Raw genomic sequence first — 13,538 nt, 5'->3', positions numbered from 1 at the left:
ATCAAATAAAGCGGTGCTTGTTGTTATCATGTGTGCAATTATAATATTTACATGTTTTGGAGTAAAGGCACAATCGAATTCTCAACAAGACAATAGTGGAGTAGTTCATGGAAAAGTTATAAAGATGCATGGCAGTGTAAATTCGTCAAATAAAAATTCTATAAGGTATGCCTATATAGATATAAAAATAACTTCAGGAAAATTGAAAGGCCAAATAATTACCGTGCAAAATTCTGTAAGTGGAAAGATAAATGATGAAGGAAGTAATACTCAGAGTTTTGCACAAGTAGGTGATAATGTGTTGGTGAATATAGATAATTACAAAAAGGGTGATCCCAAAACAGCGTACATATATGAAATTGTAAGATATAAATATCTCTATGAATTGGGAATAGTTTTTGCACTCTTACTTGTAGTAATTGGAGGAATAAAAGGTTTTAAATCTTTGATAACTCTTGCAATAACGGGATTTTCAATAATAAAAGTGTTAATCCCACTTGTAATTCAGGGATTTAATCCCATGACAGTTGCTATTGTAATATGTATATTTTTAATTGTGGTAAACCTGACTATAATAAGCGGTAGAAATAAAAAGACACTGGCAGCTATTATAGGAACGTCAGGAGGAGTTGTAATTGCAGGACTTATAGCTACATTTTCAAATTCAATTCTTAGAATAAGCGGACTTACAGATGATGAAATGCAGACTATAATTTATACGGTACAAAATGCCAGTTTTAATTTTTCAGGACTGTTGTTTGCAGAAATAATAATGGGTGCACTTGGTGCAGTTATGGATACGAGTGTATCCATTGCATCCTCAATAAAGGAAATAAAAGATGCCAAACCGGATATGAATATTAAGGAGCTATTCAAATCTGGAATGAATGTTGGAAAGGATATTATGGGAAGTATGTCTAATACCCTTATACTTGCTTATGCAGGAGGTGCCATGTATCTTATGATAATGATAGCTTCCTATTCTTATACAAGTTCCATATCTACAGCTATAAATCAGGATGTAATAGCTGCAGAGGTTCTCAAGGCTCTTGCAGGAAGTATAGGATTAATACTTGCTATTCCAATAACTGCATTTGCAGCTGCATTTTTAAGTACTAGAAAAGAAAAATTAGACTACACTAAAGATGAATCACAAAAAAAGGTGGATCTTATGTATAATAAATTCAGAAAGTTGTTCAGTCTAAATAAAAAAGAACTTTAAGTAGTAACATTTAAATATTGCAATTAATATACTGATGATGAATGGAGTTTACTTGTGATAAAAAATCAGTATAAGGAGGATAAATAAATGGGAACTACAGTGAATTTTTATTTAGTTAAGGAAGATGAAATCTTAAAACCAGGGAAAAATGAATTGTATAAAACAATAAACTCAAACAGCCCTTTGTACCTTAATTTAAAATCAGGAGACACAGTGATTTTAAAAGATGATAATGTTGAATATGAAGTGCTTAAATCCATTAAGAATTTACAGAACAACCAACTTAATATATATGTAACTCGAATAAAAAGTACAGAAGAAGTTATAGATGAAATAGAAGATTTGGCCAACAAAACTTTGAAAAATGTGCTTGATTCTATAAAAGATACATTTGGTTCTGATAATAAATAGAATTATGTAAATGAAAATAAAGGGGCTTTCTAAAGAAAGTCCTCTTTGTATATAATTGAATAGGAGAATATTTTATGAATATAACCTTGATTACAGTGGGAAAGTTAAAAGAAAAATATTTAAAAGATGCAGTAGATGAATATACAAAAAGGCTTTCCAGATACTGCAGATTAAATATAATAGAAGTTCAGGATGAGAAAACTCCTGATAATGCCTCACCAAAAGATGAAGAAATCATTAAAGACAGAGAGGGAAAAAGAATATTAAAACATATAAACAACAATATGTACATAGTTGCAATGGATCTAAAGGGAAATATGCTTGCATCAGAGAAATTTTCTGAATTCATTGGAGAGCTTGCTTTGAAAGGAAGCAGTAATATTACTTTTATCATAGGAGGCTCTCTTGGTATTTCCAGGGAAATTTTACATAGAGCGGATTATAAATTGTGTTTTTCCAAGATGACATTTCCCCATCAGCTGTTTCGGGTAATGCTGCTGGAACAGATCTATAGAGGGTTTAGAATATTGAAAGGAGAACCTTACCATAAATAACGTAGCTTTTTTTTGTAATGAGCTGATATGAGCGGATTTAAGAAATCATATCAAAGATTATATGTACTAAAAATTTTACGAAAATATGATTTTAAATCATAAAATGTGTTATAATATAAATACAAAGAAAATAAAAACAGGATGCGGCTAACATCCTGTAGTATACAATCTAGTTGCTTAGGCAACTGATATCACTATTTAATGTTTAATTAGAAAATAGTAGCTACCATTTGCAGAGGGGCTACTATTTTTTTATTTCTTTAATAAGTAAAACTATAAATGTTAATAGTGAAATGAGGAATAATCCTGCTTCAAAAAGTAACATTAAGATGTCATTACTCATTGTATCACCTCCCTTCAACAGGGATGAGTGATACCAGTAGCCCACATGCAACGTTATTCAATTGTACTAGTAAATTATAGCATGTCTAATAGAATAATTCTACAGTTAGTATCATCTGCTGCTTGAAATATATATTATAAAAAAGAAAAATATTTGTTGATGATACTAAAGTCAATGAATGCTTTATTTTTTATATTTGGAGGATGGTAATATGAGGATTATCAAAACACTAAAAGATATTGAATTACTGAAGGAGAAATCAAAAGTTAATAGGGAAGTGCTTCAGGAAATTGAGGAATATTTCAAAAATGTCCACAATAATGTAGGTAAACCAGAGGGAAGTACAATCAATAAATTTTCCTTAAGAGATTGTGGAATGATTGTATATCTTGAAGATGGGGACAATGTGTGGGCTTTGGAGGAAATAGGACTAAATCCAGAATATAATGGACTTTTAGGATCAGCACCAGAGTGGATTGATGACCAACCTATAGGCAAAGATACATTGGAAAGTATATGTATAATCTGCAACAATGAGTATACTCTAAGTATATTTTTGTTGAAAAACAACTTAGATAATGATGTTAAAAAATGGATAGAAGATAATAGATAAACATCTAATCTCAAAATTAAAAGAGATTTGATGTTTATTTTTATGCTTAAAAAACCTTAACTACTAGTTTATTGGTGGTTAAGGCTTTCTTAATTTTAATGTAAGGGGAGCAATCTGCCCATTGAAGTGTATTCTATTAAACCATCAATATTACATTTGAAGCTCTAATTACTGCTGTAGCTTCAGAGCCGACCTTAAGTCCTAGGTTTTTTATCGCATCTATATGTTATTATGAAATACATATACTCAATTCCCGAAGATTCTCAATAGATAACATCAGCTTTAGTAGTAAAAATGATTCTTCTATGTATACGGTTTATGGAAGATAAATGGTAAAACTGTAATTGACAAAGGATTAAGTTATATGTTAAAGTAAGACAAACCAACAACTTTAGATTGTATTTAAAGTTGCTAGTTTGAATCATTATAATTGCTATTTCGAATTGGATAGGGGGAGTGTTATGTCACAAATAGAAGTAAAAAATGTATATAAGATTTTTGGGAAAAACCCTAAAAAGGTAATTCCACTTTTAGAAAAAGGAATGACAAAAGATCAAATACATAACAAAACGGGATACTCTGTAGGCGTAAACAATGTTAGTTTTCAAGTAAATAAAGGTGAATTCTTCGTAGTCATGGGCCTATCAGGAAGTGGTAAGTCTACATTAATAAGATGTCTGAATAGATTAATATGTGCTACTAGCGGCGAGATATTAATTGATGGAGAAGATATATTAAAATGTAAGGACGATAAACTTCTTGAAATTAGGCGAAAAAAAATAGCTATGGTATTTCAAAATTTTGCTCTTTTTCCTCATAGAACTATATGTAGTAATGTAGAATATGGATTAGAAATACAGGGCATTGCCTCAAATGTAAGAAAGAAAAAAGCCTATAAAGCTTTGAAATTGGTGGGATTAAAAGGGTATGAGGAAAGTATGCCTGACGAATTAAGTGGAGGTATGAAACAGAGAGTTGGACTTGCAAGAGCTTTAGCAACAGATCCTGAGATATTATTAATGGATGAGGCCTTTAGTGCATTGGACCCACTGATACGTAAAGAAATGCAGGAAGAGATGCTGCAGTTACAGTCAAAGATGCATAAAACTATAATATTCATAACTCATGATTTGGACGAAGCCTTGAGATTAGGTGATAGAATTGCCATAATGAAAGACGGATTAGTAGAACAAATTGGTACATCGGAAGATATACTAACTGATCCTGCTAGTGATTATATAAAAAATTTTGTACAAGATGTAGATAGGACAAAAATAATTACAGCATCGATAATAATGGAAAAATCTAAAGCAATTACTCTTTCTAAAGATGGTCCCAAATCAGCGGTAAGACTTATGAAAGATGAAGGTATATCAAGTATTTATGTAACGGATAAAAATAGAAAATTAAAGGGGATAATAAAAATAGAAGATGCTATAGAATTAGGAAATCATGGAATCCCTAATGTAGAAAGTATACTTATAACTGAGATACCTACAACGTCTCCAGAGACTCCTATATCAGACTTATTATCTGTGGCAAAAGATGCAATATATCCAATAGCAGTGGTGGACGAGGAACATACCATGTTGGGAATTATAAAAAGATCTACTATTATAGCAGGAATAGCAGGAGAGGAGAACTAATTTGATTACATTTCATGTAGGACCATTTTTTGAATTTATCGTCAATTGGCTGACAGACAATATAGAACCGTTTTTTGATTTGATAAAATTGATTAGCAGTACACTTATAGGTGGATTGGAAACTGTACTTTTATCTGTGCCAAGTATAATTATTATAATAGTATTTTCTTTATTGGCTTTAAAGTTATCAGGTAAAAAGTTGGCCATATTTACTGCAGTTGGGTTATTATTTATAGATTGTATAGAATTATGGCCTCAGACTATGGAAACGCTTGCATTGGTCATTATTTCAACGTTAATATCTCTATTGATGGGCATACCTCTTGGAATACTGGCATCAAGGAGTGAAGGTTTTGATAGAGTAATAAGACCAATATTGGATTTCATGCAGACAATGCCGGCTTTTGTCTATTTGATACCGGCGGTTTTATTCTTCGGAATGGGAAAGGTGCCAGGAGCAATTGCCACTGTAATATTCTCTATGCCGCCGACAGTGAGACTCACCAATTTAGGAATTAGACAAGTACCTGAGGATGTTATAGAAGCAGCCAGGTCCTTTGGCTCAACTAAGAGTCAAATGCTTTATAAAGCACAAATTCCCATAGCGCTGCCTACAATATTGGCGGGAGTAAATCAAACGATAATGCTTTCACTTTCAATGGTTGTCATTTCAGCAATGATAGGAGCAGGCGGACTTGGAAGAGAAGTTTATAATGGTATAACCCAGATGGAAATAGGTATTGGTTTTGAAAGTGGTATTGCCGTTGTAATTCTGGCAATGGTATTAGATAGAATGACTCAATCATTAGGTCATAAAAACAAAGAAATTTTAAAGGGGGATGATAAATAATGAACAAAAAATTAAAGAAACTTGTTGTATTAGCTTTTTCAAGTATATTTATCATAGGTATATTATCAGGATGCGGTAGTACTAAATCCGGTGATTCCAATAACGATAAATCGAAGGGAACGGTTAAACTAGGATATGTGAACTGGGCGGAAGGAGTTGCATTGACAAACTTGGCAAGTGCCATATTACAGGATAAAATGGGATATAAAGTTGACATGAAACAAGGTGAGATTGGAATGGTATTTACTTCTCTAGCTAGAGGTGATATGGATGTATATTTAGATGGATGGCTTCCAGTTACTCACAAGGTCTATATGGACAAATATAAGGGGAAATTGGAGAATTTGGGTACTAGTTTCGAAAATGCAAGGATCGGTTTAGTTGTTCCAAGTTATATGAATATAAACAGCATTGAGGAATTAAATGATGTTAAAGACGAATTGGATGGGAAAATAGTTGGGGTGGATGCAGGTGCTGGTATGATGAAAGTCACTAATAAGGCCATAAAAGAATACAATTTAGACTATAAACTTCTTGAAGGCAGTGAAGCAACTATGACTGCTATGCTGAAGAAGGCAGAAGACAAGAAAGAACCTATTGTGGTTACAGGATGGAAGCCTCACTGGAAATTTGCCACCTGGGATCTTAAATTTCTCGATGATCCCAAAGGAGTGTTTGGTAAAGCAGAAAACATTTATACCATAACCAGAACTGGATTCGAAAAAGACATGCCAGAAGTTGCACAATTTCTAAAGAACTTAAAAATGAATGACAAGCAGCTAGGAAGTTTGATGGCAGATATCAAAAACAATAGTAATAAAGAACCCATAGATGTTGCAAGAGAATGGATGAAAAATAATGAAGAACTTGTTAATAGCTGGATACCGAAAAGTGAATAAAAAAGATTAAAAATATTAAATGAATAATTATTTCAAGTTTTATTTAATATATGAATCATTTGATGAGTAAAAAATCTACGTTTTAGTAGTTAAAGAGAACCTTATCATAAATAAAGTAGCTTTTTTGTGTAATGGGTTGATATAAGTGGGATTATGAGATTGACTTAAAGTTAACATTGATAAAAATCTTATGAAAATATGATTTTAAATCATAAAATGTGTTATAATATAAATAAAGAATAGTAGTCTCCATTTGCGGACGGGGCTACTATTTTTTTGAGATTTTCTCAATAAGTAAAACTATGAATGTTAGAAGTGAAATGAGGAAAAGTCCTCCTTCGAAAAGCAACATCAAGATGTCATTACTCATTGTATCACCTCTCTTCAAAAGGGATGAGTGATACCAGCAGCCCACAAGCAACATATTTAATTGTACTAGTAAATTATAGCATGTCTAATAGGATAATTCTACAGTTAGTATTATTTGTTACTCTAATATATATTATAAAAAAAGAAATAAATTGTGAAAATATAGATATTACTATTGAATTTTGTAAAATTTGGGTGTAATATAACAATATAATATATTGATAATAGCACACTTATCGAAAGGTAAGGCCGCAAAGCTATGGGTCTGAAGAAAAAGTATTTTTCTATGATTGCCAGGCTTCCAAATTATATTTATATATGAGAGTCGATATGTATATTTTTGGTGCCTATTATTTAATAATGGGCACTTCTTATTTTTTTAAAACATAATCAAAATGTAGAATAAAGTATATTTCTTAAGGAGGACACAGTATGGGAGTAAGATTAAGTTCTATCGATGTTTGTCATGCATCAAAAATTGTTTCAAATGATGTTTATTTAGAGCATTTTAAAAGACAGGGTAAGGATATAAAACATTTACTTGTTGATGTAATGGGAAGAGACAAGAGGTATATGTTTGATGATGGCGAATCAAGCTTGTCTTTAGCCATAAATGCATCAAAAACCGCATTGAAAAATGTAAACCTTGAAGGGGGCGAAATAGATGTGTTAGTATATTCATCTATATTGTCTGAATACATAGTCCCTGTAACGTCAATCCTAATACATAAAAAATTGAATATGGGATCAAATGTAATGTGTATTGATGTGAATGCAAATTGTGCAGGTATGGCTATTGCTTTAGAAAACATGTCGAATTACCTGATGTCATCCAAACGTGCCAAGAGAGCTTTGATTATTGGATGTGATGATGATAATGCATTGGTTGATCCTAATAATGAATTATGCTATGGAAATTATGGACATGCAGCTTGTGCTATGATTTTAGAGAAGGTAAATGATGATTGTGGTTTAATTGATAATGAGTATTATGTTCACACATCTATAATTGATAAGGTCATGTATCCAAGTTGTGGATTTTCTAGTTTTTTAAAGTCTAAAAATGTGGATGGACTTTACTTGAAATGGCAGCCTTTTAATAGTGATTTTTTCGTTTCTAACGCAGTTGAAATTATGATAAGAATGTTGAAAAACAATGGATTGACAAAAGATGATATTAGTATGTTTTGCTTTTCACAACTTGCACTTGGAAATATAGAAAAGATAAGAGAATTAATGAATATAGATGAAGATAAAAGTATATATATAGGCAATAAATATGGATATACAGGTACAAGCAGTCCTTTTATAGCTCTATATGAGTCAATAAAGAAAAATAAAGTCAAAAGGGGAGATTATATAATGATCTGGACATTTGCTGCCGGTTCCCAGGGTATAGTAATTTTATATAAGTATTAGATAATGAAATATGTTATAAAAAATAAAATTTATTACAGGGTGGTATTAAATGAATTCTAACGAAAGTTTTCAAAAAAAATTTAATAAAAAATCCATCAAAACTGTACTGATAATCTATATGGTATGTTGTATTATGTCATTCATAATGTTTTCCACGATGAAATTAGCAGGAATTAACAATGACATAAGTGTATATGCCATAATTATTCTCGGAATACTTGTTATCATTTATGGTATTGTATTTTACAAGTGCTATAAATGGACACTTGGTGGAGGAAAATTCAATGCAAAAGGATTTAATTCAACGAAAATTGCACTTTTGATAATAACTTATTTTCAATATTTATACCTTAATTTTACGATGCACTTGAATTCCGTATGGCTTATAATTTTCTTTTTTATTGTCCTCGGAGCATTGCTTTTTGATTTGAAGATGATTGTGGCATCAATAGTTTTAAGTATTTTATGTGAAACAATAGTGTTTATCCATAACCCTTCTATTCTTCAGTATAAAAGCCTGGGTATTGCAGATCCAATAATGATAGTAGCTGCTACTTTTATAACTTTTGGACTTGTTTTTATGGCAGTATACATGGCGTCCAGATTACTGAAATCAATTACCGAGAAAGAAACTGAAATTAAATCAGAAAATCAAAAATTGTTGGATCTTTTTAATAGAATATCTGAAATTTCTAATATTGTTTTGTCGTCAAGTGAAAATTTAAGTTCTGCTATTGAGGAACAGACTGGTTCGCTTGTGGAAATTTCAGAGTCAACCAAGTCAGTGTCCAGAGATTCAGATAATATGCTTGACAAATCAAGTAGAAATAAAGAGGTATTAAATATGCTGCTGGATGCTAATGAGGTAGTTGTTAATAAGACCAGGGACAGTGAGGACAAAATAAATGATTTTATCAGTACTACAGATAAAAATCAGAAATCTTTAAATGATACACTTTTAATTATTATGAATATAAAAAATGGTATAGAAAATACATTTAAGTCAACAAAAGATTTAGAAGAAAAATCGAAAAAAGTAGATGAAATATTGAATCTTATTGGTGGAATATCAGAACAAACCAATCTTCTTGCCTTGAATGCTTCAATTGAGGCGGCAAGAGCCGGTGAATATGGCAAGGGTTTTGCTGTAGTGGCAGATGAAATAAGAAAGCTGGCGGAGGGAACGAAAGGATCACTTGATCAGGCAAGCACAATAGTAAATGAATTGAAGAACAAGATTAATATAGTTCAGGAACAAATGAGTAATAATAACCAACATTCTAAAGATGGAAATAATATTATAACTGAAACGGTAAAAGGGGTAAATAAAATGACTTCTGACTTGAAGTTATTTAGTAATAATATAATGGACATAAATAAAGCATCTAATATGCTATTTACAAAAACTAAAAATGTAGTTCAATTCAATGAAGAAATATCAAATATAACTAAGAGTACAATTTCAAAATATGAAATGGTGACAGAAACAATTTCTCAAAATGCTGCTACCAGTGAAGAAATTGAGGCTAATATTAATGAACTTAGAAATGTTGCTGAAGATATGAATAAGCTTGTTAAATAAATTTGAAATGCCCATATATTTAATAAATTGATCTGCTGAATATATGGGCACTCTGTATTAATTGACATTGGCTTGCTTATTCATAACAAAATCATTATTATGATTGCATACTGGCTTAAAACTGTACATAATGCTGATTAATTGCATGTTAAAATTAAAATGTTAAATAATAACCTTAAAAATAATTAATTTTACAAGATTATTCTAAAAGTAAACTATATAATGTTAAGATAAAGGTGTAATTATAATAAAAAAGGTATTGACAAAGTTAGGCATACAGTTTAAAATTAAACTCATCAAAGAAAAGCTATGATGGAGACAAGTAAAAAAGATATTTCACCAACAGTGAGCTGAGGATAGTGTGAACTCAGTGGCAGAGTTTTTTTGAATAACACTCCTGAGTTGCAAACTGAAATATCTGTAGATTGTATTTTAAACCAAACTTTTGAGAAAGGTTCAGATAAAGTAGGAGAGTCGTATTCCATGCGTTATTTGGATACCAGTAGAACTGGAAAGAGACCAATATGATATGGTAAATTAGGTGGTACCACGGATAAGCGTTAATTCGTCCTATTAATTAAGACGAATTAGCGCTACTTTTATATCTGAGGAGGAATATTAATATGTGTACAATTATGTGTTATACGGGAACAGACATGAAACATGAAAAATTTGCATCTGCATTGCAGAGAACTGAGTCGAGAGGACCGGACATGACTGAAATTCTTACTTTGCCATCTGGCATTTTTGGATTTCAAAGACTTTCTATTATGGATTTAAGTTTTAGTGGAATGCAGCCATTTACAAGAAATGTGGATGCGGCTATATGCAATGGTGAAATTTATGGCTTCCGTAAACTCAAAAATGAACTAATAAAAAAAGGACATAAGTTTATTTCTGATAGTGATTGTGAAATATTACTTCCCATGTATTATGAATATGGATTAGATATGTTTTCAAAATTAGATGCGGAATTTGCAACTGTTATATACGATGGAAAAAAAGACAGTTATATTGCAGCAAGGGATCCAATTGGAATTCGTCCTCTATTCTATGGTTATTCAGAATCAGGTAAAATAATATTTGCCAGTGAAGCAAAAAATCTAATTGGTCTTACAGACAAGATCATGCCATTTCCACCAGGACATTACTATGCAGATGGAAAATTTACATGCTATTGCGATATAGCAGCAACAGAAGGAGATTATTGCAAAGGTGATTTGGAAGTTATTTGTACTAAAATTCATGATAAGTTGGTAACTGCTATAGAAAAACGTATGGATGCTGATGCTCCTGTAGGTTTCTTGTTAAGTGGTGGTTTAGATAGTTCACTAGTATGTGCGGTTGCTCAAAAAATGAATCCTGAAAAACCAATAAAAACATTTGCCATAGGCATGAGTGAAGATGCAATTGACTTGAAATACGCACAGGAAGTTGCAGATTACATTCATAGTGATCATACTGTTGTTTACATGACAAAAGAAGAAGTACTTGAATCACTTGATGAGGTTATTAAAATTCTTGGAACATACGATATTACTACAATAAGAGCAAGTATGGGAATGTATTTGATTTGTAAGAAAATACACAAGATTTCTGACGTAAGGGTTCTTCTTACAGGTGAAATTTCCGATGAATTATTTGGTTACAAATATACTGATTTTGCTCCAAATGCAGAAGAATTTCAGAAGGAATCACAAAAGAGAATACGGGAACTTCATATGTACGATGTTCTTCGTGCAGATCGTTGTATTAGCTCAAACTCTTTAGAAGCAAGGGTACCATTTGGAGATATAGATTTTGTGAAATATGTTATGGCTATTGACCCTGAAAAGAAATTAAACAAATACAACAAGGGCAAATATCTTTTAAGACATTCATTTGAAGGTAATTATCTGCCAGAAGATATTTTATATCGTGAAAAAGCAGCATTTAGTGATGCTGTAGGACATTCAATGGTAGACTATTTAAAGGAATATGCAGAAACATGTTATTCTGACGAGAAATTTGAAAAAACATGTAAAAAATATGATTATCATGCTGAACCATTCACAAAAGAATCATTGTTATACAGAGAAATTTTTGAAAAATATTATCCAGGACAAGCAGAAATGATAGTGGATTTCTGGATGCCAAACAAAGAATGGGAAGGATGTAACGTAAACGACCCTAGTGCGAGAGTATTAGCAAACTATGGTGCCAGTGGTAGATAATTAAAAAATCCAATTTAATAAATATATTAAAACAAATGTGCCTTAGGAAAATACATTAATTTATATTTTCTAAGGCACATTTCTGTTTATTTGTAACTATCAAGTATCTTTGTAAGCCCACACTATTTGTTGTTATTTGAAGTCGTTCCACCAGTGGATGTATTATTATTTTGGCTGGATCCACTTGTTGATGTATTTCCATTTGGGTTTGTGTTTGAGTTTGTTCCATCCGTTGATGTATGTGTATTTGAATTAGTCCCATCTGTAGATGTATTTGAATTTGTGCTTTTATCTGAGTTTGTACCACTATTTGATGTTTTTGTATCTGCATTCGTATCGGTATTTGAACTATTTGTACCTGATGACGATTTTGGATTAGTTCCATCTATTGATGTATTTGTATTTGAAGTTGATGTTGAATCCTCCGTAGATGTATTTTCTTTATTACTTCCAGTATTAGATGTATTTGTACTATCATTTTTTCTATATTTTGATGTATTTGTATCAGTAGTTTTAGTCTTTTGCCCAGATGAAGATCCTGTTGTATCTTTTTTATCCTTGGACTGAGTTGGAACGCTGGTAGTTGTATTTGAAGTCGGTGTATTGTCAGGTGTTCCACTTAAATAGTACTTTGCTAAAATTCCAATAAGTACAACCAATACAATTGATACAATACTTATAAGTATTTTTTTTGTTTTACCTGTATTCTTTCTATAGAATGTCTCTCTTTTTTTATCAGGAGCTGCCGATTTATTTTCTCTACTTGTCCCTGAAACTAGGTTGCCTATATTTTCAGGTATATTAACCAATGAAGATAAGAAACCTTTTTGTCCTGAAGAGTCTACCTTCTTGAAGTTTTCAGGAGATCTAATGGCAATAACAGGTTGATTGCGAGCTGTGTATTGATTTTTTACATATAAAGTAACTGAAAACTTATCACCTTTGCTCAAAAAGGGTATATAAACATCCAAAGAGTTGTTTTTTACTGAAGAATCAAATTTCAAACCTTTTGTTATCTTTGAATCTCCAACTTTTAAATTATCCTGGGAACTTTGTATGTCTATATTTAACTGATGAATTATTTTTTTTGATGTATTCTTAATTGTAATAATGTATGCATAAATTTTTTCACCGTTTACTTTTAGCGGAATACCATTTCCTATATTACACAATAGCCTGGGTGCTAAATTTTTATAATAATCTAACAATAGCCCGGATATAAACGATATCGTTATAGTTATAATAGCAGTTTTAATTATATTTATCATATTATTTTCGCTTCCTCATTTTTTCCAAATAAATTTTCCCCCAATATGCAATTAAATTATAAATTAGATAGATACGCGTGTCAAACCCAGTTTACCAATGTTAACAATTTATATAAAATTATATTCCTTGATTTAAAATAAAATACCTT

Annotated in this window: 13 protein-coding genes, 1 riboswitch and 1 other annotated feature; of the genes, 10 read left to right on the top strand and 3 right to left on the bottom strand. The window is 31.2% G+C overall.

What is annotated here, in order from left to right; all coding sequences use genetic code 11:
- Nucleotides 1-28 precede the first annotated feature (28 nt).
- The 3 genes from J418_RS0100610 (at nt 29) to rlmH (ending at nt 2,187) form a co-directional block, all read left to right on the top strand.
- Nucleotides 29-1,222: a YibE/F family protein gene (locus J418_RS0100610; RefSeq protein ID WP_017894568.1), complete on the top strand. Its 1,194-nt coding sequence runs from the start codon at nt 29-31 to the stop codon at nt 1,220-1,222.
- An 87-nt stretch (nt 1,223-1,309) separates the two neighbouring features.
- A complete protein-coding gene (locus J418_RS0100605) occupies nt 1,310-1,633 on the top strand; it encodes a hypothetical protein (protein ID WP_017752144.1) in 324 nt (107 codons plus the stop codon).
- A 74-nt stretch (nt 1,634-1,707) separates the two neighbouring features.
- Nucleotides 1,708-2,187, top strand: coding sequence for a 23S rRNA (pseudouridine(1915)-N(3))-methyltransferase RlmH (gene rlmH / locus J418_RS0100600; protein WP_017894567.1), 480 nt, complete (start codon nt 1,708-1,710; stop codon nt 2,185-2,187).
- Nucleotides 2,188-2,431: 244 nt separating this feature from the next.
- Here the strand turns inward: rlmH and J418_RS16990 are convergent, their stop codons facing one another.
- Nucleotides 2,432-2,512 (bottom strand): putative holin-like toxin, encoded by an 81-nt coding sequence (locus J418_RS16990; RefSeq protein ID WP_330655533.1) that lies wholly within the window; start codon nt 2,510-2,512, stop codon nt 2,432-2,434.
- A 229-nt stretch (nt 2,513-2,741) separates the two neighbouring features.
- Between J418_RS16990 and J418_RS0100590 the strand changes: the two genes are divergently transcribed.
- The 4 genes from J418_RS0100590 (at nt 2,742) to J418_RS0100575 (ending at nt 6,538) form a co-directional block, all read left to right on the top strand.
- A complete protein-coding gene (locus J418_RS0100590; RefSeq protein WP_017894566.1) occupies nt 2,742-3,143 on the top strand; it encodes a hypothetical protein in 402 nt (133 codons plus the stop codon).
- A 461-nt stretch (nt 3,144-3,604) separates the two neighbouring features.
- Nucleotides 3,605-4,789 (top strand): quaternary amine ABC transporter ATP-binding protein, encoded by a 1,185-nt coding sequence (locus J418_RS0100585; RefSeq protein ID WP_017752161.1) that lies wholly within the window; start codon nt 3,605-3,607, stop codon nt 4,787-4,789.
- Nucleotide 4,790: 1 nt separating this feature from the next.
- Nucleotides 4,791-5,639, top strand: a complete 849-nt coding sequence (locus tag J418_RS0100580) for an ABC transporter permease (protein ID WP_017752162.1) — start codon at nt 4,791-4,793, stop codon at nt 5,637-5,639.
- The gene (locus J418_RS0100575; RefSeq protein WP_017894565.1) at nt 5,639-6,538 is read left to right on the top strand and encodes a glycine betaine ABC transporter substrate-binding protein; all 900 of its coding nucleotides are present in this window, start codon (nt 5,639-5,641) and stop codon (nt 6,536-6,538) included. Before J418_RS0100580 ends, J418_RS0100575 begins: the two co-directional genes overlap by 1 nt.
- Nucleotides 6,539-6,806: 268 nt before the next feature.
- On the opposite strand, the gene J418_RS15985 is transcribed toward J418_RS0100575, so the two are convergent.
- The gene (locus J418_RS15985) at nt 6,807-6,890 is read right to left on the bottom strand and encodes a putative holin-like toxin (protein WP_235807140.1); all 84 of its coding nucleotides are present in this window, start codon (nt 6,888-6,890) and stop codon (nt 6,807-6,809) included.
- A 233-nt stretch (nt 6,891-7,123) separates the two neighbouring features.
- Nucleotides 7,124-7,213: riboswitch (cyclic di-GMP riboswitch) on the top strand.
- A gap of 126 nt (nt 7,214-7,339) precedes the next feature.
- Between J418_RS15985 and J418_RS0100570 the strand changes: the two genes are divergently transcribed.
- The 3 genes from J418_RS0100570 to asnB all read left to right on the top strand — a co-directional run bounded on the left by J418_RS0100570 (nt 7,340) and on the right by asnB (nt 12,121).
- Complete coding sequence (locus J418_RS0100570; protein WP_017752164.1) at nt 7,340-8,326, top strand: 3-oxoacyl-[acyl-carrier-protein] synthase III C-terminal domain-containing protein; 987 nt, start codon at nt 7,340-7,342, stop codon at nt 8,324-8,326.
- 49 nt (nt 8,327-8,375) lie between these two features.
- A complete protein-coding gene (locus J418_RS0100565) occupies nt 8,376-9,908 on the top strand; it encodes a methyl-accepting chemotaxis protein (RefSeq protein WP_017894564.1) in 1,533 nt (510 codons plus the stop codon).
- A 300-nt stretch (nt 9,909-10,208) separates the two neighbouring features.
- Nucleotides 10,209-10,484: a binding site (T-box leader), on the top strand.
- A 47-nt stretch (nt 10,485-10,531) separates the two neighbouring features.
- Nucleotides 10,532-12,121 carry an asparagine synthase B gene (gene asnB / locus J418_RS0100560; RefSeq protein ID WP_017894563.1) on the top strand — a complete coding sequence of 530 codons (1,590 nt, stop codon included), beginning with the start codon at nt 10,532-10,534 and terminating at the stop codon, nt 12,119-12,121.
- Nucleotides 12,122-12,243: 122 nt separating this feature from the next.
- Here asnB and J418_RS0100555 read toward each other — a convergent pair whose 3' ends face one another.
- Nucleotides 12,244-13,389, bottom strand: coding sequence for a hypothetical protein (locus J418_RS0100555; protein ID WP_017752167.1), 1,146 nt, complete (start codon nt 13,387-13,389; stop codon nt 12,244-12,246).
- Between the last annotated feature and the right edge of the window lie 149 nt (nt 13,390-13,538).

The organism is Clostridium tyrobutyricum DSM 2637 = ATCC 25755 = JCM 11008 (genome assembly GCF_000359585.1).
Classification (GTDB): domain Bacteria; phylum Bacillota; class Clostridia; order Clostridiales; family Clostridiaceae; genus Clostridium_B; species Clostridium_B tyrobutyricum.
The sequence above is the reverse complement of the archived record's forward strand: the minus strand, read 5'-3'. Positions and strand labels throughout refer to the sequence as shown.